Below are 22,851 nucleotides of genomic sequence, written 5' to 3'. Positions count from 1 at the left end.
GGACTCGTCAGGTCATCCCGCGACTTCGTCCGCCAGTCGCCCTGGGCCGCCCTGACGATCGTCATCATGATCTTCGTGCTGATCCCGCTCGTGCCGCTTCAGACCAGGGCCTGGGCCAACGGCGGCAGCGGCATTCGCCAGTTCCTGGAGATGAACGACCTGGGTGTCGTCGTGCGCAACACCGTATGGCTCGGGGTAGGGGCAACGGTGGTGGGAATGGCGTTCGGTACGACACTGGCGCTGAGTGTCCAGGCGATGCCGCCGCGGCTTCAGTCATGGTTGTCGTTCACGCCAGTGCTTCCGCTCATCATCCCGGCGGTCGCGCACGTCGTGGGTTTCGTGTTCCTGTTCTCCCCGGAAGTCGGATACGCGAATGTGCTGTTGCGGCAGCTGCCGTTCGTGGACTCGGACGCGAGCGGTCCGATCGATGTCTACACGCCCACCTGGATCATCCTCTACACGGGATTCTCCCTGTCTGCGTTCGTCTATCTCTTCGTACTCAGCGGGCTGCGCAACCTCGGCGCGGATTACGCCCAGGCCGCGCGAGTCAATGGCGCTGGCAGCGTGCGCACATTGTTCACCGTGACCCTTCCCATGCTTCGGCCCACCTTCATATATGCGGGCAGCGTGGTCCTGCTCTTGTCAGTGGGACAATTCACCGCTCCCCTGATTCTGGGGCGACGCGACGGGTTGGACGTCCTCACTACGCGGATGTACGAGCTGACGGCCGACTTCCCGGTCAACTACGCCTTGGTCGCCGCATTGGGAACGCCATTGCTCGGCGTCGCGTTCTTCCTGATATTCCTGCAACGCAGGATGGTCGGCGATCAGAAGCGGTTCGTGGGACGCGGCGCCATGAGCATGGACCGAGCGCCGGTGAGCCGTCCGATGGGCATCCTCGCAACCACCTACGTCGTCTCGTTCGCACTTTTCGCGGCCGTGCTCCCCTTGATCGCCCTTTCGTATGTCTCGCTGTCACCGTTCTGGACTGGCAGCGTCGACTTCGACAAGATGACCCTCGTCCACTACAAGTCCGCGCTCGATGACCCAGCGTTGGTCGAAGCCACGATCACTACCCTGCAGGTCACTGGGATCGGGGTGCTGGTGCTGGTGCCCATAGGGCTGGTCATCGCAATTGCCCAAACTCAGCAGGGCCGGATCTGGACCCCGATTCTTACGTGCCTAGATGTCGTCACGACGCTGCCGCTCGCGGTTCCGGCGGCACTCATAGGCTTTGGATTCCTCTTCGCGTTCTCCTCGCCGGCGGTCGGTCTATACGGGTCACCGATCGCTCTGGTCATCGCCTACGTGACCATCATGCTCCCGTACACGGTGCGCTACCAGCTTGCGACGCTCGTCGCCCTGGGCAACCAGACGTTCGAATCGTCTCGTGTCAGCGGCGCCGGCGCGTTGCGGACATTCGTGAAGATCGTGCTGCCGCTCGCCCGGGGAGGAATTGCGGCATCGGCGGCAGTGATGTTCGTGCTGCTCAGCCACGAGTTCGGGGTGTCCCTGATGCTGCGATCTCCGGACAGCACCGTGATGTCAGTTCTTCTCTACGACCAGTTCAGCGCTGGGGCGTATCCGAAGGTTGCAGGAACAGCAAGCGTCATGACGGCCATCACCTCCGGTGGAGTCATCGCTGCTCTCCTGTTCGGCGGCACTAAAGCAATGGAGCGACTGTGAACAAAGAAGCCATGATCGACCGACCGGTGTCCACCTCAGACGAGTCGCGCAGCGAATCTGTCGCCGTGCGTGTCACCGGTGTCCACAAGACGTTCCATCGTCGCCGGGAGAGCGTCCACGTCCTCCGGGACATCGACCTCGACGTCGCAGAGGGCGAGCTGCTGGTGCTGCTCGGCCCCAGCGGTTGCGGCAAGACAACCCTGCTGCGATGCCTCGTTGGCCTCGAACGGCCCAGCGAGGGCGTGATCGAACTGGGCGGAGACACCGTCGTAGACACTGGTCGTGGAGTCTTCACTCCTCCCAACAAGCGCAACGCCGGCATGGTCTTCCAGAACTATGCTCTGTGGCCCCACATGAAGGTCGCCGACAATGTCGCGTATCCGCTGAAGGCGCGCAGACGGCTTGACCTGCTGAGGTCCGGGCGCGTGGACGAAGTACTCGAGATCGTGCAGTGTGCCCAACTGGCGGACCGCTATCCGCCTGAGCTCAGCGGGGGACAGCAACAACGGGTCTCGCTCGCGCGGGCGCTCGCAGCCAAGCCCGGGCTCCTGCTCCTGGACGAGCCGCTGAGCAACCTCGATGCTCTGCTGCGCGTCGAGCTGCGAGCGCAGTTGCGGCTCCTTCATCGCGAGCTCGGATTCACCGGTGTCTACGTCACCCATGACCAGGACGAGGCGCTTGCGCTCGGGACCCGCGTCGCACTGATGGCTGAGGGACGGATCGAACAGATCGGGCCACCCCGCGACGTGTACCGGAGTCCCTCTACGGAGGTCCTCGCAGACTTTCTCGGAGTGCGCAATCGCTTCGTCGCGTCGGCTGACGGTCACATCAGGCCCGTAGCCGGAGGTCAGGTCCCCAAGCCCGGCGGTCGACAGCTGCCTGACACCTATTCCTTGCGTGTTCGGCCCTCGCGACTGCAGTTGCGATCGAGTGGCGACGCGGAATCGGCTCAGGGCGTCACATGGCTTCCGGGCGGCAGGATCGTGGAAGTGCTTCCCGGTGTCGATCGCCATGAGCACGTCGTTGCGCTCGGCGAGGGGGAGTACTTCGTCGACTTGCCCGTCCACGGCCGACGTTTCGATGTCGGCGCGGATGTGGAGGTCGGTCTGCCGGATCGGCACACCCTCTGGTACGGCGCGGACGGCGCGCTTGTCCGATCGGGCGGGGCCGGTATCGCCGATTCGACGTCCTGATCAAGGACCCGATCAACTCACACGATTTGCGACACCAAGGAGCGAGTTCATGTTCGGAAGTTCCAGGAACAAGAGACAGCACAGGTCGGCTGCGCTGGCGACCGTGGCCCTGATGATCACGGCGCTTGGGGGCTGTAGCTCGGCTGGGGGGAGGGAAGCAAGCCTCGCGTCTTGCGATGACGCCTCGGTCGACGAGGCCGAGAGCGAGGGAAAGGTGGTCGTCTACACCACCGTGCCCGAGTACCAGGAGAACCTCTTCGCCGACGCGTTCAACGATGAGTACCCCGAGATTGCGGTGACTGTGGTGCGCGGCAATCCTGGTGAACTGCCGGAGCGGATCGCGGCGGAGGCAAAGTCGGGTACCGACGGAGCCGATGTGTTCACCTTCGCCGACCCGACCTGGTTCTCCGAGAACGAGCAGCAGCTCATCGGGCTCGCTGGGGACGCGGTCGATGCCTGGCCCTCGGACCACTGGGAGGTGGAGCGGAAGGCGGCCCTGGGCCTGTCTGTGCCGTACGGCATGATCGTCTGGAACTCGGACGAGTACCCAGACGGCTTCGAGACGTGGAACGACCTGTCAGACCCTTCGGTGGAGGGACGTTTCGGCACGGTCTCGTCTGTGACTGCGGCGTACGCCGGATTCCTCGACTTCCTCGAGAAGCATGAGGGGGCAGACCACCTTCAGGCGCTCGGCGACCTCGGTCCGAAGCGTTACCCGACGGCAACGACCTTGGTCCAGAGTGTGGCGTCGGGTGAGATCGGTGTCTCCCATGTGGGCGTCCCATCGCTGATCGAAGAGCTCCAGGCCGCGGGAGCGCCCATCGAGGCGGTCACCCCTGAACCGGGCTACGGCGTTGCGTTCGGTTCGGGTGTGTTGGAGAACGCGCATCGACCGCACGCGGCGTGCCTGTACCTCGACTTCATGCTGTCCGAGAAGGGTCAGCACGCATACACAAGGGACGGTCTCGGCGCCTCTGCTCTGCGGGGAGTGCCCGGCGCGATCCCCATCGAGGACCTGGAGATCTTCGACTCCACCACGTACACGCCGGAGGCGCTGGAGAACTGGGAGAGCCGGCTCGACAAGTACTTCGGCTGATGGCTCGCGCGGAGCCGGCGTGAGTGCCTCGAGCACGGAAGCGCCGATGGCTCACGCAACGTGCCCTGTGCGGGCACGACAACTGGTGCAGAAATCACCTCGGAGGAGGACCTAGACCAATGGAACAGAAGAGGCAGCCCCTGATGAAGGGTTACGAGGGGATCGCTGACGCGCTGGTGCGCGAGGGCGTGGACACCGTGTTCGGGTTGATGGCGATTGACAACATGCCGTTCATGACCCACTTGCAGGGCTTGGGGATCAAGGTCATCAGGGCCCGTACCGAACATGGTGCGATCTGTATGGCGGACGGCTATGCGCGTGTCACGGGAAAGCCGGGGGTTGTCAGTGTGGGCGATGGGCCAGGAGCTGGAATGACAGCGACGGCCCTCCTCACCGCTCAGAAGAGGCGATCGCCGGTCCTCCTGATCTGTGGTGACACTCCCGCCGTGGAGCGCCACAACATCAAGCACTTCGATCAGGTCAAGTTCTTCGAGCCACTCGTCGGCAAGGTGGTGAGCGTAGGGAGCATGTCTTCGCTGTCAGAGGACCTGCTTGCGGCCTTCCAGCACGTTCGCTCGGGGGAGGGTCCGGCCGTGTTGAACTGCCCCATCAACTTCCTTGAAGACGAGATCGAGAGCGAGTGGTCGTACGAACCGTCCCCTGTGCCCGGGCGTGCCCATCCGGACCCCACCATGGTCGCCCAGGCGCTCGCGGTGCTGGCGCAGTCCGAACGCCCGCTGGTGCTCGCGGGCCGAGGCGTGATCGAGGCTGACGCAGCCGAGGTTGCCCTGGAATGCGCTGAACTGCTGGGAGCAGCGGTAGGGACAACGATGCAGGCGGAGGGTCTGTTTCGAGACGACCCCTACTGCGTTGGCGTCGTGGGAGGGCTTTCATCGCCCAGCACCAAGGCGATCCTCGAGAAGGTCGACGTGGTGCTGGCTGTTGGCGCGGGGCTGAACACCTTCACCACCGAATTCGGGAGGCTGTTCCCTGGCGCGAGGATCGTGCACATCGACAACCGGCCCACGGCCATCAACGCCTTCACGCGCGTTGATGTCGCACTGGTGGGTGACGCCCGCGTGACGCTGACGGCCTTGAACGAGGCGCTGGGTTCCGACGGAGGTGGCACTCAGCTGCGGATGCGCACCGATGATGTCAGGACCCAGCTGGCCGCTGAGCCAGGGCCACGAAGCGATGAGTACGTCCGTGGTGATGCAGTGATCGATCCACGCGAGTTCCTCGACATCCTGGATCGCGAGCTGCCTGATGCCCGAACGCTGGTGACCGACACCGGCCACGCCATGTTCTTCGTGGTCGACCATGTGGCTCCACACGGACCTGATGACCGCGTCTGGGGCGCAGACTTCGCCGCCATGAGCGTGGGCATCCCGCTTGGGATCGGCGCTCGCATCGGCCGCCCCGACAAGCACACCGTGGTGTTCTTGGGCGACGGCGCATTCATGATGAGCATGCCTGAGCTCGACACCGCTGTGCGCGAAGGGCTTCCGCTCACCATCGTGGTCCTGAATGACGAGGCATACGGAGCAGAGGTGCACTACCTCAAGAACTGGGGGCTCCCTGAGCAGATTGCGCTCTTCGACACGCCAGATCTCGCGGCCATCGCCAGCTCGCTCGGGTGCGATGCGATGGTGGTTCGTTCTCCCGAAGAGGCTCGGGTCGCGGTCGGTCGGATCGGCCAGGGCGACAAGCCCTTCGTCATCGATGTCCGTACAGACGTGAGTGTCATGCACCGACTCTGGGTGGGCTCGAAGCGTCTGTCGGGAGGCAAGTGACGTGTCAGCCACCGACGCAGCCGCCTCGAACGCAGATGGTGAGCGCTTTGTGACCTTGTGCGTGTACCCCGTCCCCGATCACGAGATGGCGCGCCTGACAGCGGCCGACGTCGACGTCATCGTGGCGTCGAGCGACGACGAGGAGACGTTGCGCACCGCGGCCAAGGACGTTGACGCCATCATCACGCGAGGCCCAGCGAGAATCACGGCGGGCGTCATCGACGCGGCGTCCAAGCTCAAGGTGATCTCTGGGATCGGCTCTGGTACCGATGCGATCGACGTGTCCGCTGCGGCCGGGCGCGGGATCGTCGTGACGAGCGGAGTCGGCGTGGGGAAGTCGGCTGTCGCCGAGTGGGTTGTGGGCGCAACTCTGTGGGGACACCGGCAGTACGTCGATGCTGACGCGGCCATGCGGGGGCAGACGGTGAACTGGTCAACCAGGATCGAGGAGTTCACCACCGCACAGGTCACCGGCAGCGTTATCGGGATTGTGGGATTCGGCGAGATCGGACGAGAGATCGCGCGGCTTTGCGCCGCGTTCAGCATGGAGATCCTCGTCTTCGATCCGTTCGCTGCCAGCCCTTTGCCGTCGTACGTCGCTCGAGTCGACGAACTGGCAGAGCTGTTCGAGAGGAGTGACACGGTGACGATCAACGTGCCGCTCTCGGAGAAGACGAAGGGCTTGATCGACGCCGAGCTGTTGGACCGCATGAAGGCACGTAGCATCCTCATCAACGCCTCGCGTGGCGGAGTTGTGGACGAGGACGCCCTGGTGGAAGCGCTGGAGACCGGCAAGCTCGGCGCGGCAATCATTGATGTGTACTCTCCAGAGCCGCCGTCTGCGCAGCAAGTCCAACGGCTCGCACGGGTTCCGAACTTGACCCTCAGTCCCCATGTCGCCGGCGCGACCGATGTTGCTTTCCAACGCCTTGTCGCCAATGCCGTGGACGGTGTCTTGGCCGTGCGACGTGGGCACCGGCCGCGAAACTCCGTAGCAGGGTGAGCCCCGGTCATCGATTGCTTCAACCGAACAACCGCTGATCTCGCAGAAGGGTTCGAACTAATGTCGCGCAAGCCTTTGGAGCATGTCCGCGTCCTGGAACTAGGCGGGTACATCTCGGGCCCGTACGCCACTTCCATTCTCTGCGCGCTGGGCGCGGACGTGGTCAAGGTCGAGAAGCCCGGGACGGGAGACGACTTCCGGCGGGGTGATGATCACCGGAGTCCGTACTTCATTCAGTACAACGCCGGTAAGCGGAGCCTGGCCGTTGACCTGAAGAGTCCAGCCGGCGTAGCTGTGGTGAAGGACCTTGTCCCCGGCTTCGACGTCGTGCTGGAGAACATGCGCCCTGGAAAGCTGAGTGCGCTGGGCCTGGGGCCGGACGAGTGTCGCCGGTTGCGCCCGGAACTCATCTACACCTCATTGACAGGGTTTGGAGAGGGCGGCCCACTCGCAGAACGTCCCGCTTATGACACGATCGGTCAAGCACTTGGGGGAATCTACACGCTGCTGGGTGACGAGGGATCCCCCCGTCTGTCGGGTATCCCGGTAGCCGATGTCGTGAGCGGGATTTGTGCTTCCATGGGTGTCCTCGCTGCGCTCGTGGGAAGGGCCCAGACGGGTGAAGGGCAGCAGATTCAAACATCGATCCTCGAGGCGATGAGCATGCTCACGGTGGACCAGTTCACCCAGTATTGCGAGAATGGCAACCGAAGCCCTACCCGCGAGAGTCGGCACCCGCAGGCCCAGAACTTCTGCTTGCGTCCTTCTTCAGGAAAGCACATCGTCGTGCATCTGTCGTCGTCACAAAGGTTCTGGGAACGGTTTGCCGCGGCAATCGGGCGCGAGGAACTGATCCGTGACGAGCGCTTTCTCACGTACGCACGGCGCGTGGAGAACTACTACGAACTCGTTCGGATCGTAGAGCCCGAGTTCCTGCGGCGCAGTCAGGAACAGTGGTCCCAAATCCTGACCGACCACGACGTCCCATTCGCTCCGGTCCTCGCCATGGAGGACTACGTGAGACATCCGCAGGTCGATTGGCTCGAACTTCTCGAGCAAGAGACGGAAGGCGTCGCACTGGTTCGCCCCCCGTGGCGCTTTGACGGAGAACGGCCAGCTCGCGGTGCCGCCGCGCCCCGAGTCGGAGAACACACTCGCCAACTGGCGGCCGAGGTCTACACCCAGACCAAGATCGACGAGCTCATTGCGTCGCACGTGCTCTTCGAGCCTGGCGAAGATGTCTGAGATATAGTGAATAATATCAAGAACCGCGAGGGGAGTGGTCCGATGGCGGCGGCACGCAGCAGGTCCCGTGGACTTCCCGACGAGGTCGCTGCGTATATCCGCGAGCTCATCATCTCTGGAGCGGTCCGTCCGGGGGAGTTTCTGCGCCTCGAGCCGATCGCGGAGGCCCTGGACGTCAGCAACACCCCGGTGCGCGAGGGCCTGCTGGCCCTCTGCGGCGAAGGATTCGTGAAGCTCGTCCCCCGGCGCGGGTTCATGGTCGAGCGGTTCACGGCACAGGACGTTCATGACATCTTCTGGACACAGGCAAAGCTCGCCGGCGAACTGGCAGCTCGTGCGGCCAAGCGCATCACGCCAGAGGAGCTTGCCCAGCTCGAGGAGATCCTGGACGACTACGGAACCGCCGTCGAGGCGAGCGACGACGAGCGGATCATCGAGCTGGGCCAGGCGTTCCACCGTCAGATCAACCGGGCGGCTCAGTCAAACCGGCTGGCGCTCATTCTCAACTCGATAGTCCACCACCTGCCCAACCGCTTCTACGCGACCATCGAAGGGCACATCGAGGCGACCCGCGTCGATCACCGCCGGATCCTGGATGCTCTGCGCGTCCGCGATGTCGACGCGGCGCGGAGGGTGACCGAGGAGCATCTCCTCAGCAGCATCGGTCAGCTGATCGAGTTGCTGAAGGACCGTGGGCTATGGGATGGCCACTCACCTTCTAGCGCGGTCGTCGTACCGCCAACGTCCTAGACGGAGGACCGACGCAGGTCGAGTCCCGGGTAGTGGTGTAGCGCTGGGCGTCGGGCCGGTCGTAGACCGAGTGCAGCATCGCCTGGACGGCTGGTCGCATGGACTTCGGGTCACGGACATGAGGTCGGCGGCGGCGTGGCTGCGGCAGCGCTGCCAGGCGGCGCCGGTCAGGTTGGGCGCGGTGGCCTTGCGCAGGCCCTTGTAGGCGTCGCTGGTGTCGAGCCGGACGCCGGTCAGGCCGCGAGCGTCAAGGTCGGCGAAGAACTCGTTCCACGCAGCACCTGTCTCACTGTTCGCGACGTGCATCGTCGTCCTGCTCGCCACCGTCGACGACGAGCGTGACCGGCCCGGCCTCGCCCAGCGGGCGTGGCGGAACTCCTCGACGAGCGTGTCGAGATCAGTGGCCGTGCGTGAGACCTGGGACTTCGGCAGTAGTCGATCCCGAGTGCTCGACCAGCTTGTCCGTGCCCATCGAGCCGTACCGCGACGCCCACGGTTTGACCGCCGGACTCGCGGACACTTAACCCGCCCTCGGCGGCTCTATACTTTCGTTCATGGATCATATATTGTGTAGGAATCGACGACGACCGCTAGAAGTGCTCGGCGGGTGACTGAACAGGGAGACCGAGATGACGGGTCTGTACTTCGAAGACTTTGAACCGGGTCGTGTGATCGATCACATCAACCGGCGAACCGTGACCGAGACGGACAATGTCTTGTTCAGCTCATTGACGCTCAATCCGGCGCCAGTACACCTCGATGCGGAGTATTCGGCAGCAGGCATTCACGGCCAACGGCTGGTCAACAGCCTGTTCACGCTGGGTCTGGTCTGTGGCATCACGGTTCCGGAGACCACCCACGGCACAACGCTGGGAAACCTGGGCTTCACCGAGATCACGTTCCCGAACCCGGTCTTCCACGGCGACACCATCCACGTGCAGACGGAGATCGTCGGGAAGCGCGAGTCGAGGAGCCGGTCGGACGCCGGCATCGTCTTTTTCCGGCACAAGGGCATGAACCAACGCGACGAGGTCGTCGCTGACGTGTGCCGCAGCGGTCTGATCATGACGCGACCCGCTGTCGAGTCAGTCTAGGGGGTTGGCAGTCGTGGACGAGTTGGACCTGTTCGGAGAGCCAGCCGCACCCGCGTGGCGCCCCGGCGAGGAGACGACAACGCGTAGCCGCCTCCTCGCGGCCATGCGCGCTTGGGGCCATGAGGATCTCGAGACCCTGCACCGCGTGTCGGTGCAGGACCCCGAGCGTTTCTGGCGCGACGCGGTCCTGGATCTGGACATCGGCTTCTCCCGGCCGTTCGAGCGAGTCCTCGATGACCGCGGCGGTGTCGAGTTTCCGCGCTGGTTCGTGGGCGGACGCATCAACGCCGCTGATCTGTGCGCACATCGCCACGCCACTGGACCGCTGGCTGACAAACCTGCGGTGGTCTACGAGGGCGAGTCTGGGGTACGGCGCGAGCTCACGTTCAGTCAGCTCGACGTCGAAGTGCGACGTTTTGCCGGGAATCTCTCTTCCCTCGGCGTGCGTCGAGGCGATCGCGTCCTTCTGTTCGTGCCGGTGGTCCCTGAGGCGACCGTGGCCTTCCTCGCGTGCGCCATGATCGGCGCCATCGTAGTGCCGACGTTCACCGGCTTGAGTGCCGAGATCCTGGCGGCCAGGATCCGGGACTCTGAGGCGGTCGCAATCGTCACCGCGGACGCCACGACTCGACGGGGTCGGCAGGTAGATCTGAAGGCAACAGTCGACATGGCGATCGACTCCCTGGAGACCGGCAGCGCGCCCGCCCACGTCATCGTCGTGCGTCACCGGTCGGTCGACGTGCCGATGCAGTCTGGTCGTGACGTCTACTACGACGAGCTCGAACCTGAGCCCGGTCGTGTCGAAACGATCGAGTGCGACCCAAACGATCCGCTGTGCATCGTCTACACGTCAGGTACGACCGGCAAGCCGAAGGGCATCGTCCACTCCCACGGCGGTCTGGCGGCGAAGGCAGCGGTCGATTTCGGCTATGGGTTCGACGTTCATGCCGACGATGTGATCGCGTGGATCAGCGACATGGGCTGGCTCGTCGGTCCGCTGCTGATCATGGGCGGGTTGCAGCTCGGTGCCACGGTGGTCTTCACCGAGGGCCTACCCAACTACCCATCCCCGACGAGGCTGTTCGACATCGTCGAACAGCATGGCGTGACCGTGTTGGGGGTGGCTCCGACCGGGATCCGCGTGATGAGGTCGGCCTCGCCCGACTTCCAGCTCGACGCTCGATCATCGTTGCGCACGTTCGTGTCCACCGGCGAGGCGTGGGACGAGCCCACCTGGCGATGGCTCTTCGAATCTGTCGGTGTTGGGCGTCTGCCGATCGTGAACTACAGCGGAGGCACTGAAGTCGGCGGTGGACTCCTGATCAGCTATCCCTTCCTTCCCATGGAGGCTGCTGCGTTCAACGGCCCGTTGCCAGGGGTGGCCGCCTCCGTGCTGGACATCGACGGACGACCAGTGGTGAACCAGGTGGGCGAGCTCGCGGTCCGCAACACGTTCCCTGGCATGACCCATGCCTTCTGGCAGGACCCAGACCGTTATCTGGAGACCTATTGGCGAACGTGGAGCGGCGTGTGGCATCACGGCGACCTGGCGAGCGTCGACCACCGCGGCACCTGGCGTATCCATGGCCGTTCGGACGAGACCATCAAGGTCTCGGGGCGCCGTGTCGGCCCGTCCGAGATCGAGACGGCGCTGTTGAAGGACGAACGGATCGGCGAGGCCGCTGCTGTCGGCGTACCCGACGAGCTGCGTGGTCAATCAGTGACGGCCTTCATCGTCGTTCGAGATACCGACGTGGATCACGACGATCTTGTGCGGACCGCTGAGAGCAACGTCGGCAGGTCGTTCGCACCGCTGATTCACGTGGTCCCCTCGCTGCCCAAGACTCGGAACGGAAAGGTCATGCGTCGCGCGATCCGTGCGCGACATCTCGGATCACCCATCGGTGACGCGTCAGCACTCGATCCGTCCACCCCCCTGGAAGACATCCCGCTACGCAATGAAGAAGGAGCGCACAAATGAGCGAGTCCGAGCAGAGCACCATGGAGATCGTTCGGAAGGCGGCCCGCGACATTGCCGGCGGGTTCAGCTACGACTACTGGCGACAGAAGGACCGGGACCACGAGTACCCGTGGGACTTCGTCAAGAGCTTTGCCAAGGGTGGCTGGCTCGGTGCCCTCATCCCGGAGGAGTACGGCGGGCTGGGACTCGGGATGCAGGAGTGCGGTGCGATGATGCACGAGATCGCCGCGTCCGGGGCGGGGATGAGCGGCTGTTCGGCGATTCACTTCTACGTGTTCCCGCCGGCTCCCATCATCCGCTATGGGTCTGAGGCGATGAAGCAGGAAAACCTCCCGAAGCTGGCGTCGGGTGAGAGCTTGATGGCCTTTGCGGTGACAGAACCCGACGCGGGGGTGGATACATCGAGGATCAAGACCCGTGCTGAGCAAGTGGCTGGCGGCTGGGTGATCAACGGCACAAAGGTGTGGATCACCAATGCGCAGAACGCCAACAAGATCCTCATCGTCGCGCGCACCTCCCCTCGCGACGACAAGCAGCCTCTCAAGGGCATCACGCTCTTCTTCACGGACCTCGATCGGAGCAAGATCACGGTCCGGGAGATCGAGAAGCTGGGGCGTGCGGCGATCGACTCCAACGAGTTGTTCATCGATGATCTGTTTGTCCGCGACGACGAGGTGGTTGGTGAAGTCGGCCAGGGATTCCGCTATCTCATCGATGGCCTGAACCCGGAGCGCATCGTGGTTGGTCTCGAGAGCGTGGGCCTCGGCCAGGCGGCGCTTCGACTTGCGACCGACTACGCCAAGAGTCGTGTCGTGTTCGACCGGCCGATCGGCAAGAACCAAGCGGTGGCCCATCCCCTCGCCGACTCCTGGATCCGCCTCGAGGCGGCGCAGCAGGTTGCGATGAACGCGGCCAAGCTCTTCGACCAGGAGCAGGACTGCGGTACCGAGGCTGCCGCGGCAAAGTTCCTGGGCGCCGAGGCAGGTTTTGAGGCCTGCGATCGGGCGATGTCGACCCACGGCGGCTACGCCTACGCGAAGGAGTATCACGTCGAGCGTCTGTGGCGTGAGGTCCGGCTGCTCCGCAACGCGCCGTTCTCACAGGAGATGGTCCTCAACTACATCTCGACGCAGGCCCTCGGGCTCCCGCGTTCGTACTGAGTGCTGAAACGACGAGGAGCGGGTCACACGATGCCGTACCGTTCATTGCTCTTTGTGCCCGGCCACAAGGCCACGTGGGTTGAGAAGGCGATCGCCGCTGGCGCCGATGCCATCATCCTCGACCTCGAGGACTCGGTGCCGCCACAGGACAAGGAGAGGACGCGGAGCGCGGTCCGCGAGGAGATCGCGCGTCTTCACGCCAGTCCCAACAAGACAGACATCTGGGTGCGTCCCAACAGCTCCGACTCTGGTATGCAAGGCGCCGACCTCGAAGCGGTGATCATCCCTGGGCTCACAGGGCTCGTCCTGCCGAAGGTCGCCGGCGTCCGCGAGATGATCTCCACCGACGCCGTTGTGTCACACATCGAGCAGCGCGAGGCGATCGACGCGGGCTCCGTAGGCTTGATCGTCAGCTTCGAGACGGCCGAAGCCATGGCGAGCTGCGAGGCGATCGCAGGGGCGACCCCGCGCATCCGTTCCCTCCTCGGCGCCACGGGACCAAACGCCGACGTGGCGCGTGCACTCGGGTTCGAGTTCTCCCTCGAGGGACTGGAATCGCTCTACCTGCGCAGTCGCATCGTGCTCGCAGCCCGGGCCAATGGACTGCACCAGCCCATCGCCGGCGTTTGGCAGGACATCGCCGACCTCACCGGGTGTCGCCGGTTCGCTGAGGACCAGCGGCGCATCGGCTATCGAGGGCTGGTGTGCATCCATCCCTCACACGTGCCGATCGCGAACGAGATCTTCACGCCCTCCGCTGAGGCCGTGGACTACTCCCGCCGACTCGTGACGAGCTACCGCCTTGCTGAGGCAGACGGACACGCTGCCGTTGACTTCGAGGGCCAGATGATTGACCTCGCACACGTGAAAACCGCCGAGGCGATACTCGCGCTGGCGACCTCACTGGGCAACGAAGAGGGCGACACGGGCTCCTCGTCGGACATGGGGTCGCACCACGAGCCTTCCACCCATCCGAGCCGCGCGGCTCGGTGGGACCGAGGTGATCCGCCCTGAATGTCGCCCTTGCCGTCCGGCGCCGTCCTCGGCGCCCATGACGACGATGAGGCGCCATCGCCATCTCGGATCTTCGCCACAGCTGGTTGCCGCCAATGTGTCAACGGCAGCTCAACACTATTCACACCTAGGGGAGTGGGCCGACATGAACGACCTGATGGACCCGAAGTTCGACGACATCACCTATGTCGTCGAGGACGCGGCGGCGATCGTCACGATCGACCGACCCGAGCGCTACAACGCCTTCCGCGCACAGACCGTGGACGAGCTCATCGCGGCATTCAATCTGGCCTGGTCCGACCATCGGGTGCGTGCCGTGATCCTGACCGGCGCCGGAGAGAAGGCGTTCTGCACCGGTGGGGACGTCAAGCAGCGCGCCGAGACCGGCGACTATGGCCCCAGTGAGCTCGGCCGGTTTCGGGTCGGCGACCTGCACAAGCTGATGCGCGACATCCCCAAACCAGTCATCGCCGCCGTGAACGGCATCGCTGTCGGTGGTGGTCACGTCCTGCACGTTCTATGTGACGTGTCCCTTGCCAGCGAGACCGCTCGCTTCGGACAGGCCGGACCCCGGGTCGGCTCGTTCGACGCGGGTTTCGGGTCGGCGTACCTCGCCCGGGTGGTGGGGGAGAAGAAGGCCCGCGAGATCTGGTTCTGGTGCCGCCAGTACTCCGCGCACGAGGCGCTTGAGATGGGGCTGGTCAATAGGGTCGTCCCGGCGGACGAGCTGATGAGCGAGGCCAAGGCGTGGGTTGGTGAGGTCGCGGAGAAGAGCCCGACAGCGATCCGGTTCCTCAAGCAGTCGTTCAACGCCGACACCGACCACCAGGCCGGCTTCAGCAATATGGCGATGACCGCTCTCGACATGTTTGTGGCCTCGCCCGAGGGTGCGGAGGGCGCTGCCGCTTTCGCTCAGAAGCGGCCCGCCGACTTCGCCGCCCACGTCAATTGGCACTGAGCCAGGCTCGAGCTTGGGAGACGAACATGGACTATCGGTTCAACGATGATCAGGGCGCTTTCCGCGTCGCGATGCCGTGGTGGGCAAAGAATGTGGCCCCCCAGCACTATCGGGCCGGCGATAAGGCTCCTGGAGTGTCGACACCTGCTCGGCACTGGCCCGAGAGGCTCGTGGTGCTCGAGGACTTCCGCGTGGCTTCCAGCGGCGGGAGCCGACAGTTCGAGCTCGACGAGCGGATGGCTGGGCAAGCTCGTACAACTGACGAGGCCACAGCATGAGCATGCCTTTCCTCGTCGACGGCTTGCGGACGCCGTTCGGGCGGTACGGCGGCGCGCTCGCCACGATCCGCCCCGACGACCTCGCAGCGCACGTCATCGCCCGGCTGGTCGACAGGCATCCGAGCGCGGACTGGAGCGCTGTCGACGATGTGCTCCTTGGCTGCGCGAACCAGGCGGGCGAGGATAACCGCAACGTCGCTCGAATGGCGGCGCTGCTGGCAGGCCTGCCCGTCGAAACACCAGGCTCCACCATCAACCGGTTGTGTGGCTCGGGGCTCGACGCGGTAGCCCAGGGCGCTCGGATGATTCGGTCCGGCGAAGCCGATCTGGTGATCGCCGGAGGGGTGGAGTCGATGACTCGCGCACCGTGGGTGATGCCCAAGGCCCAAGGCGCCTATTCGCGAACCAACGAGATCCACGACACCACCATCGGATGGCGATTCGTGAACCCTGAGATGCAGAGCTCCTACGGCACCGACGCGATGCCCCAGACCGCTCAGCATCTCGCCACTGAACGCGCCATCAGCCGTGAGGACCAAGACGCGTTCGCACTGCGCTCTCAGCAGCGAGCCTCCAAAGCCATCGCCAACGGCCGAGTCAGCCGCGAGATCACCCCTGTGGTCGTCCCGCAGCGCCGTGGAGAGCCCACCGTGGTCGACCGGGACGAGCATCCACGCGAGACCACCAGGGAGGCCCTCGCTCAGCTCCGGCCGATTGTGCGCGACGGCAGCATCACCGCCGGCAACGCCTCCGGTGTGAACGACGGTGCTGCCGTCCTACTGCTGGCATCCGAGAAGGCGCTCGCGACCCACGGCCTCGAGCCACTAGCCCGCGTGACCGGCGCCGCCGTCGCCGGCGTGCCGCCCCGGATCATGGGCATCGGCCCTGTGCCGGCGACCCGCAAGCTCCTGAAGCGCGCCGGCCTGCACATCGGGGACATCGACGTGATCGAGCTCAACGAGGCGTTCGCCGCCCAGGCGCTGGCCGTCACTCGCGAGCTCGGCCTTCCTGACGACGCCGAGCACGTCAACCCCAACGGTGGCGCCATCGCGCTGGGCCACCCCCTGGGGGCCAGCGGTGGGCGCCTCGTCCTGACCGCTGCGCTCGAGATGTCGGACAACAACGCCCGTCGTGCCGTCGCCACGATGTGCATCGGCGTCGGCCAAGGCATCTCACTGCTGCTGGAGTCGCCATGAAGACCTACGAAACCCTGCTCCTTGAGATCAGAGATCGCGTCGCGCTCATCACCCTCAACCGGCCCGAGGCGCACAACGCCATCAACGCACAGGTCCAGGCCGACTTGCGGTCAGTCCTCGCGGAGCTCCGCGAGGACGACCATGTCGGCGTCGTTGTCATGACGGGTGCCGGTGAGAAGGCCTTCGCCGCGGGAGCGGACATCGGCCAGCTGCAGAGCTACGACCTGCACACCGGGCTGGCCTCCTCGATGCAGCGGTTGTACGACGAGGTTGAGGCGTTCGAGAAGCCCACGATCGCCGCGGTCAACGGCTACGCCCTCGGCGGCGGGTGCGAGCTCGCCATGGCATGTGACATCCGGATCGCCGCGCGCACTGCTCGGTTCGGCTTGCCCGAGGCGAACCTCTCTGTCCTCCCCGGCGCCGGTGGTACTCAGAGAATGGCTCGACTCGTCGGTGTCGGACGAGCCATCGACCTGATCCTCACGAGTGACATGCTCGGCGCCGACGAGGCGCTCGCCTTCGGCCTGGTCACCCGACTGGCCGAACCCGACGCCCTCCTGGCGACCGCGCGGGAGGTCGCGCAGTCGATCCTGAAGAAGGGGCCACTGGCGATCCGGCTCGCCAAGCTCGTCATCCGAACCGGCATGGACACCGACCTCCGCACCGGCCTCGTGGTCGAGCAGCTCGCCCAGTCCCTCCTCTACACCACCGATGACAAGCAGGAGGGTGCCGCCGCCTTCCTCTCCAAGCGGGCCCCGGAATGGGGCGGACGATGAGGATCCAGACGGTGCTCGTCGCCGGTTCGGGCGCGATGGGCTCACAGATCGCGATGGTCGCCGCACTCGCTGGCTGCCACGTCACGCTCTACGACGTCGACGCAGGCGTGTTGGAGAAGGCGCGCCAGCAACTGGCCGGGCGGATGGCCGCACAGGTCGCCAAAGGACGCCGCACCAGCAAGGACGTGGACACCGCCTTCGAACGACTGTCGGTCACGACAAACCTCGCGGACGGAGCCCATGTCGACCTCGTACTCGAGGCGATCGTGGAGAAGCTCGACGTGAAGCGGGACCTCTTCGGCCGCCTGGACGAACTATGCCCTCCGGCGACCATCCTCGCCAGCAACTCGTCCAGCCTCGTGCCGTCGTCGATGGCCTCGGCGACGGCACGCGCAGACCGCTTCCTCAACCTGCACTTCTTCAACCCGGCTTTGGTCATGAAGTGCGTCGAGGTGGTCCGCGGGCCGCACACCTCGGACGCGACTGTCGAGGCCGCGCTCGGGTTCGTCGCGCGCATCGACAAGCAACCCGTTGTCCTCGAGAAGGAGATCTCGGGCTTCGTCGCGAACCGACTGCTCGGCGCCGTCCGGGACGAGGCATTGAGGCTCCTCGAGGGCGGCTACGCCGATGTGGAGGCAATCGATACTGCCGCGCGGACCGCGCTCGGCTATCCGATGGGTCCGTTCGAATTGATGGACCTCACCGGCATCGACATCGGCTACCTCACCAAGGCCGCCCGATTCGAGGAGACCGGCGACCCCGCCGACGGTCCCTCGCGAACCGTCACCGCACTGGTCAAGCACGGACACCTGGGCCGCAAGACCGGTCGCGGGTTCTACACGTACGACCCGACCGGCAACCGCGTCGGCACCGCCGATCTGGCAGAACTGAAGGGACAGCACTGATGGACCTCACCCTGACTGAGGAGCAGGTCGCGTTCAAGCAGATGGCGCGCGACTTCCTGGACAACGAGGTGGTGCCACACCGCGCCGAGTGGGACCGGCGAGAGTCGGTCGACACCGCGATCATCCCCAAGCTCGGCGCGCTCGGGTTCTTCGGGCTCACCATCCCCGAGGAGTACGGCGGCGTTGGCGGCGACTACATCACCTATTGCATCGGCATGGAGGAGCTCGGCCGCGCCGACTCCGCGATCCGCGGCATCGTCTCGGTGTCGATGGGCCTCTTCGGCAAGGTGCTGCTCGACCACGGCTCGGAGGAGCAGAAGAAGGAGTGGCTCCCCGGCATCGCCACTGGCACTGCGCTCGGCTGCTTCGGGCTGACCGAGCCCGACAACGGCTCGGACCCCTCCGGCCTCAAGACCCGTGCGGTCCGCGACGGCAGCGACTGGGTGATCAACGGGTCGAAGATCTTCATCACCAACGGCAGCTGGGCCGACGTCTGCATGGTCTTCGCCCGCACAGGCGGCGAGGGCGCCAAAGGGATCTCGGCGTTCCTGGTGCCCACCAACACACCGGGCTTCCAGCGCACCGAGATCCACGGCAAGCTGGGACTGCGCGGTCAAGCCACGTCAGAGCTGACCTTCGACAACGTCCGAGTCCCCGCCGGTGCCCTGGTCGGCAACGAGGGCGACGGCTTCAAGTTCGCGATGAAGTCGCTCGACAAGGGCCGCGTCTCCGTCGCCGCCGGCTGCACCGGCATCGTCCAGGGTTGTCTGGAGGCCGTGGTCGACTACACGACGCAGCGGCGCCAATTCGGAAAGCCCATCGCCTCTTACCAGCTGATCCAGGACATGATCGCGGAGATGTCGGTCGACGCCGACGCCGCCCGGCTCCTCACCTGGCGCGCCGCCTCGCTGATCGAGCAGGGCGAGCCGTTCGGTACCGAGGCCTGCAAAGCGAAGTACTTCGCCTCCGAGGCCGCGGTCAAGGCCGCCAACCTTGCCATCCAAGCCTTCGGCGGCTACGGCTACATCGACGAGTACCCGGTGCAGAAGTACATGCGCGACGCCCGCGTCATGACGTTGTACGAAGGCACCAGCCAGATTCAGAAGCTACTCATCGGCCGCGCCGAGACCGGCATCAACGCGTTCGTCTGACCGGTCACCGCCACTCCCTGTGAAAGGAGGGCCGTCATGGCCCAGACCCCGTTCGAGCTGTTCTCGATCGACCACCTCCTCTCCGAGGAGGACCGCGCCATTGGCGAAACGGTCCGGTCCTACGTCGAAAAGGAGATCAAACCCCACGTTGCGGACTGGTATGAGACCGGCCAGATCCCGGCCCGCGAGCTGGCGAAGGACCTGGGCGACCTCGGTGTGCTGGGCATGCACCTGGAGGGCTATGGCTGCGCCGGCACGAGCGCGACGGCCTACGGCCTGGCGTGCCTGGAGCTCGAGGCCGGAGACTCCGGTCTTCGATCGCTGGTCTCGGTGCAGGGCTCCCTCGCCATGTACGCCATCTGGCAATGGGGCAGCGAGGAGCAGAAGCAGGCATGGTTGCCCCGGATGGCAGCGGGAGACGCCATCGGCTGCTTCGGCCTGACCGAGCCCGATTTTGGCTCCAACCCCGGCGGCATGCGGACGCGCGCACGGCGCGACGGCGACGACTGGGTCCTGACAGGCAACAAGATGTGGATCACCAACGGCTCGGTGTCAGATGTCGCGGTCGTGTGGGCCCAGACCGACGATACAAGGGACGGCAGCGGTGTCCGCGGGTTCGTGGTGCCGACCGACACCCCGGGTTTCTCCGCCCCGGCGATCAAGCACAAGCTCTCCCTGCGTGCCTCGGTCACCAGCGAGCTCGTACTCGACGATGTGCGGCTCCCCGCGTCGGCCTGCTTGCCCGGTGTCCGCGGCCTCAAGGGACCGCTTTCTTGCCTCAACGAAGCCCGCTTCGGCATCGTCTTCGGCGCCCTTGGAGCCGCCCGCGACTGCCTCGAGACCGCCATCGACTACGCCTCAGGGCGCGACATCTTCGACAAGCCGCTTTCGGCCTACCAGATCACCCAGATCAAGCTCGCTGACATGGCGCTCGAACTGGGCAAGGGCATGCTGCTCGCGGTACAACTGGGACGACTCAAGGACGAGCACAAGCTGCGTAACGAGCAGATCTCCCTCGGCAAGCTCAACAACGTCCGGGAGGCGATCGCCATCGCCCGCGAGTGCCGCACCGTACTCGGCGCCGCTGGCATCACGTTGGAGTTCCCCATCCTGCGTCACGCCAGCAATCTGGAGTCAGTCCTCACCTACGAAGGCACCAGCGAGATCCACCAGCTGATCCTTGGCCAAGCCCTTACAGGACAGGCCGCCTACCGCTGAACGCAAGTGACAAGTCGCGGGTCTGCTGCACGAACCGGTGGCACGTTGACCGCGTCGGGTGCTCCCTCAGTCGGCCGTCCTGGATCGTGTTCGTGACACCTGCGCTGCCGGGCAGTCCTCCGCCGAGAATGAGGCACGAACCCAGTATCGCCCACCGAGCACACGACAGGCCCTGACCCGCCATCCCGTGCGGTCAGGGGCTGTCCTGTCGGGCGTCCGCGACGTAGCGTGGGCAGGCATGAGGCGTGTGACGGTTCCCACTCTGGCGGCTCTCCTTCTTGCCCCGCTGGGTGCGGCGGCCCCTGCTCATGCGGCCGACGAGGTGGCCGTCAGCATGCCGGGCGGAGTGCTGTACGACCCGTGCGACAGTCACGAGTTCTCCTACACAGCGCGTCTTCCGGCGGGATACACCGACCGCTGGAGCATCACCTTCGAGCTCATCGGCCCAGATGGCAGCGAGGTCGACCAGGAGTACCTGTGGAGCGAGCCGAGCACGGGGTTGGAGGACTTCTCCATCTGCGGCTCCCCCAACCTGGCGGGCACCTATGTGATCCAGGGGACGGGCGAGGCGTGCAACCCGAGCTCCTCCTGCGTGCCGATCTCGGTGGCGCCGACCTCCCTGTCGTTCCGGCTTCCCGAGACGAGGACGACCATCAAGGCGAAGCCGCGGCGTCCTGGGAAGGGCCGGATGGTCCGATTCGCGGTCAGGTCGGAGGACGAGCGCCCGACGGGCTACTTCGGGACCTCGTCCGCGACCGTGCGGTTGCAGGTGCGCAGGAAGGGCTCGTGGCGCACCGTCAGGAAGGTGACCACCGACGAGAGAGGACGCGCTTCCACGAGCGTGCGCGTCAAGAGTCGGCGCACCAAGGTACGGGCCGTCACTGCCGGCACCGCCTACCGGACCGGCTCGGTGTCCCGGTCGATCCGGGTGGGGTGAGAGCGCCGACGCATCGCCGCGCGGCCTGGCTGGTGGGGAGGGGGAACGCTTGGACGATCGCGAGCGCCCGACCACCAACCAGCCCTCGATTTCCCCGGGCCACGACCCAACGTGTCACGCCGCTCCTTGCCGTGATCGGTGTGTCTCGCTGATCGCGGCGACCGGCGCGCGTTGGTCCTCCACAGATTTGTGACGGCGATGTCGATCGTCGGTGGCCGGCAGTAAAATCGAACACATGATCGAGCCGCTGGCAAGGACGGAAGGGGGTGGGGTCGTGGACCTCACCGCCTCTGGTCTGCTCGCGCTCGCACGGGAGCGCAAGGCTGCGGAGGAGCGGGCCGCGGCCGACCTGCTGGACGTGGCTGCGCGGTGGGCCGACCTGCACCCGCCGGAGTCGATCCACTCCGCGGCCTCCTTCACCGTGCCGGGCTGTGAGCACGAGGAGCCCATCGCAGGCGAGGGCACGCCCCTGGTCGCGGAGTTCTGCGTCGCCGAGCTCGGCGGCGCCCTGGGCGTCTCGACGGTCTCGGCGAAGAGGCTCATCGGCCACGCCCTCGAGCTGCGTCACCGCCTCCCGCGACTGTGGGCGCAGGTCCAGGCCGGTCGGGTGCCGGCATGGCGCGCGCGTGCCGTCGCGGAGGCCACGATCCACAGCACCCCCGCGCTGACGCGTGAGGCGGCGGCGTTCGTGGACGCGCAGGTCGCCGCCGTCGCCGGCCGCATCGGCCCCGCGCAGCTCGACCGGCTGGTCGCGGAGACGATCAAGCGATTCGACCTCGCCGCCCCCGACCCGGCCTCCGACCCCGAGGACGGCGACCTCTACATCGACCCCCGCCACGCCACCGTCCACGACCAGGAGGTCCACTTCGCCGGCACGATGACGTTCGAGGCCGAGCTCGACCTCGCCGACGCCCTCGACCTCGACCGCGCGCTGGCCCACGGCGCTGCCACGCTCGCCGCGCTCGGCTCACTGGAGTCGCTCGACGCCCGCCGCTCCGCCGCCTTGGGTGATCTCGCCCGCACCCAGACCGCGCTGGACCTGCACCACCAAGGCGCCGCGACCACGTGTGCCGAGGACGGGCTGCCGGTCGTGCGGGAGGTCGTGCTGCACGCCCACTTCGACGCCACGTTCTGCGGTGAGGCCACCGTCTTCGGTCCCACCGGGCGGCTCGAGGAAGGCCAGCGGCTCGTCCTGCTCGACCACATCCGCGGCTGGTGCGCCGACTCCCGCACCAAGGTCACCATCAAGCCGGTCATCGACCTCAACACCCAGCTGCACACCGCGCCCGGCTACGCGATCCCCGACCGGATCCGGGAGCAGATCGTCCTGCGGGACCGCAGGCGGAATCTAGGTAGTCACGCAACACCGTGGTTTTCAGCGGCCTTGGTCAGTATCTCGTGGAGCATCTCAGCAGGG

General features: G+C 65.7%; 19 protein-coding genes and 1 pseudogene. 19 read left to right on the top strand and 1 reads right to left on the bottom strand.

The annotated features are described in order from the left end of the window. The first annotated feature begins 66 nt into the window (after window positions 1-66). From AC3X7Z_RS00100 to AC3X7Z_RS00070, 7 genes are all read left to right on the top strand, one after another. Window positions 67-1,686: an ABC transporter permease gene (locus AC3X7Z_RS00100; protein ID WP_489974606.1), complete on the top strand. Its 1,620-nt coding sequence runs from the start codon at window positions 67-69 to the stop codon at window positions 1,684-1,686. Between the two features lie 11 nt (window positions 1,687-1,697). Then, on the top strand, window positions 1,698-2,879 hold the full coding sequence (locus AC3X7Z_RS00095; RefSeq protein WP_489974605.1) for an ABC transporter ATP-binding protein: 1,182 nt from the start codon (window positions 1,698-1,700) through the stop codon (window positions 2,877-2,879). Window positions 2,880-2,928: 49 nt separating this feature from the next. Continuing rightward, entirely contained in the window at window positions 2,929-3,975 is a 1,047-nt protein-coding gene (locus AC3X7Z_RS00090) for an ABC transporter substrate-binding protein (protein ID WP_489974604.1), read from the top strand. 119 nt (window positions 3,976-4,094) lie between these two features. Beyond that, window positions 4,095-5,768: a thiamine pyrophosphate-binding protein gene (locus tag AC3X7Z_RS00085; protein WP_489974603.1), complete on the top strand. Its 1,674-nt coding sequence runs from the start codon at window positions 4,095-4,097 to the stop codon at window positions 5,766-5,768. A gap of 1 nt (window position 5,769) precedes the next feature. Next, entirely contained in the window at window positions 5,770-6,771 is a 1,002-nt protein-coding gene (locus AC3X7Z_RS00080; protein WP_489974602.1) for an NAD(P)-dependent oxidoreductase, read from the top strand. 60 nt (window positions 6,772-6,831) lie between these two features. Continuing rightward, window positions 6,832-8,016: a CaiB/BaiF CoA transferase family protein gene (locus AC3X7Z_RS00075; RefSeq protein ID WP_489974601.1), complete on the top strand. Its 1,185-nt coding sequence runs from the start codon at window positions 6,832-6,834 to the stop codon at window positions 8,014-8,016. Between the two features lie 42 nt (window positions 8,017-8,058). Further along, the gene (locus tag AC3X7Z_RS00070; protein ID WP_489974600.1) at window positions 8,059-8,766 is read left to right on the top strand and encodes a GntR family transcriptional regulator; all 708 of its coding nucleotides are present in this window, start codon (window positions 8,059-8,061) and stop codon (window positions 8,764-8,766) included. Between the two features lie 46 nt (window positions 8,767-8,812). On the opposite strand, the pseudogene AC3X7Z_RS00065 reads toward AC3X7Z_RS00070, so the two are convergent. Then, window positions 8,813-9,198 (bottom strand): annotated as a pseudogene (locus tag AC3X7Z_RS00065) (transposase); the annotation flags it as partial. A gap of 197 nt (window positions 9,199-9,395) precedes the next feature. Between AC3X7Z_RS00065 and AC3X7Z_RS00060 the strand changes: the two are divergent. From AC3X7Z_RS00060 to AC3X7Z_RS00005, 12 genes are all read left to right on the top strand, one after another. Further along, window positions 9,396-9,860, top strand: coding sequence for a MaoC family dehydratase (locus AC3X7Z_RS00060; protein ID WP_489974599.1), 465 nt, complete (start codon window positions 9,396-9,398; stop codon window positions 9,858-9,860). Window positions 9,861-9,873: 13 nt separating this feature from the next. Continuing rightward, the gene (locus AC3X7Z_RS00055) at window positions 9,874-11,841 is read left to right on the top strand and encodes an AMP-binding protein (protein ID WP_489974598.1); all 1,968 of its coding nucleotides are present in this window, start codon (window positions 9,874-9,876) and stop codon (window positions 11,839-11,841) included. Next, a complete protein-coding gene (locus tag AC3X7Z_RS00050) occupies window positions 11,838-13,001 on the top strand; it encodes an acyl-CoA dehydrogenase family protein (protein ID WP_489974597.1) in 1,164 nt (387 codons plus the stop codon). Before AC3X7Z_RS00055 ends, AC3X7Z_RS00050 begins: the two co-directional genes overlap by 4 nt. Window positions 13,002-13,031: 30 nt before the next feature. Beyond that, complete coding sequence (locus AC3X7Z_RS00045) at window positions 13,032-14,015, top strand: HpcH/HpaI aldolase/citrate lyase family protein (RefSeq protein ID WP_489974596.1); 984 nt, start codon at window positions 13,032-13,034, stop codon at window positions 14,013-14,015. Between the two features lie 145 nt (window positions 14,016-14,160). Beyond that, window positions 14,161-14,973 (top strand): enoyl-CoA hydratase-related protein, encoded by an 813-nt coding sequence (locus AC3X7Z_RS00040; RefSeq protein WP_489974595.1) that lies wholly within the window; start codon window positions 14,161-14,163, stop codon window positions 14,971-14,973. A 274-nt stretch (window positions 14,974-15,247) separates the two neighbouring features. Then, window positions 15,248-16,447, top strand: coding sequence for a 3-oxoadipyl-CoA thiolase (pcaF, locus tag AC3X7Z_RS00035; protein ID WP_489974594.1), 1,200 nt, complete (start codon window positions 15,248-15,250; stop codon window positions 16,445-16,447). Then, entirely contained in the window at window positions 16,444-17,223 is a 780-nt protein-coding gene (locus AC3X7Z_RS00030; protein ID WP_489974593.1) for an enoyl-CoA hydratase/isomerase family protein, read from the top strand. The genes pcaF and AC3X7Z_RS00030 overlap by 4 nt, the downstream gene beginning before the upstream one ends. Then, window positions 17,220-18,128, top strand: coding sequence for a 3-hydroxyacyl-CoA dehydrogenase family protein (locus AC3X7Z_RS00025; RefSeq protein WP_489974592.1), 909 nt, complete (start codon window positions 17,220-17,222; stop codon window positions 18,126-18,128). The genes AC3X7Z_RS00030 and AC3X7Z_RS00025 overlap by 4 nt, the downstream gene beginning before the upstream one ends. After that, complete coding sequence (locus tag AC3X7Z_RS00020; RefSeq protein WP_489974591.1) at window positions 18,128-19,279, top strand: acyl-CoA dehydrogenase family protein; 1,152 nt, start codon at window positions 18,128-18,130, stop codon at window positions 19,277-19,279. The genes AC3X7Z_RS00025 and AC3X7Z_RS00020 overlap by 1 nt, the downstream gene beginning before the upstream one ends. Window positions 19,280-19,315: 36 nt before the next feature. Next, entirely contained in the window at window positions 19,316-20,497 is a 1,182-nt protein-coding gene (locus AC3X7Z_RS00015; protein WP_489974590.1) for an acyl-CoA dehydrogenase family protein, read from the top strand. A gap of 346 nt (window positions 20,498-20,843) precedes the next feature. Beyond that, window positions 20,844-21,434, top strand: a complete 591-nt coding sequence (locus tag AC3X7Z_RS00010) for a hypothetical protein (protein ID WP_489974589.1) — start codon at window positions 20,844-20,846, stop codon at window positions 21,432-21,434. A gap of 274 nt (window positions 21,435-21,708) precedes the next feature. Beyond that, a partial coding sequence (locus tag AC3X7Z_RS00005) for a DUF222 domain-containing protein (protein ID WP_489974588.1) occupies window positions 21,709-22,851 on the top strand: 1,143 nt, incomplete at its 3' end.

Source organism: Nocardioides sp. Z24_21, assembly GCF_058134345.1.
The sequence above is the reverse complement of the archived record's forward strand: the minus strand, read 5'-3'. Positions and strand labels throughout refer to the sequence as shown.

Coding starts and splice junctions, on each gene's coding strand:
- AC3X7Z_RS00100 (WP_489974606.1), top strand. CDS start 67: ATGATCTTCGTGCTGATCCCGCTCGTGCCGCTTCAGACCAGGGCCTGG.
- AC3X7Z_RS00095 (WP_489974605.1), top strand. CDS start 1,698: ATGATCGACCGACCGGTGTCCACCTCAGACGAGTCGCGCAGCGAATCT.
- AC3X7Z_RS00090 (WP_489974604.1), top strand. CDS start 2,929: ATGTTCGGAAGTTCCAGGAACAAGAGACAGCACAGGTCGGCTGCGCTG.
- AC3X7Z_RS00085 (WP_489974603.1), top strand. CDS start 4,095: ATGGAACAGAAGAGGCAGCCCCTGATGAAGGGTTACGAGGGGATCGCT.
- AC3X7Z_RS00075 (WP_489974601.1), top strand. CDS start 6,832: ATGTCGCGCAAGCCTTTGGAGCATGTCCGCGTCCTGGAACTAGGCGGG.
- AC3X7Z_RS00070 (WP_489974600.1), top strand. CDS start 8,059: ATGGCGGCGGCACGCAGCAGGTCCCGTGGACTTCCCGACGAGGTCGCT.
- AC3X7Z_RS00060 (WP_489974599.1), top strand. CDS start 9,396: ATGACGGGTCTGTACTTCGAAGACTTTGAACCGGGTCGTGTGATCGAT.
- AC3X7Z_RS00050 (WP_489974597.1), top strand. CDS start 11,838: ATGAGCGAGTCCGAGCAGAGCACCATGGAGATCGTTCGGAAGGCGGCC.
- AC3X7Z_RS00045 (WP_489974596.1), top strand. CDS start 13,032: ATGCCGTACCGTTCATTGCTCTTTGTGCCCGGCCACAAGGCCACGTGG.
- AC3X7Z_RS00040 (WP_489974595.1), top strand. CDS start 14,161: ATGAACGACCTGATGGACCCGAAGTTCGACGACATCACCTATGTCGTC.
- pcaF (WP_489974594.1), top strand. CDS start 15,248: ATGAGCATGCCTTTCCTCGTCGACGGCTTGCGGACGCCGTTCGGGCGG.
- AC3X7Z_RS00030 (WP_489974593.1), top strand. CDS start 16,444: ATGAAGACCTACGAAACCCTGCTCCTTGAGATCAGAGATCGCGTCGCG.
- AC3X7Z_RS00025 (WP_489974592.1), top strand. CDS start 17,220: ATGAGGATCCAGACGGTGCTCGTCGCCGGTTCGGGCGCGATGGGCTCA.
- AC3X7Z_RS00020 (WP_489974591.1), top strand. CDS start 18,128: ATGGACCTCACCCTGACTGAGGAGCAGGTCGCGTTCAAGCAGATGGCG.
- AC3X7Z_RS00015 (WP_489974590.1), top strand. CDS start 19,316: ATGGCCCAGACCCCGTTCGAGCTGTTCTCGATCGACCACCTCCTCTCC.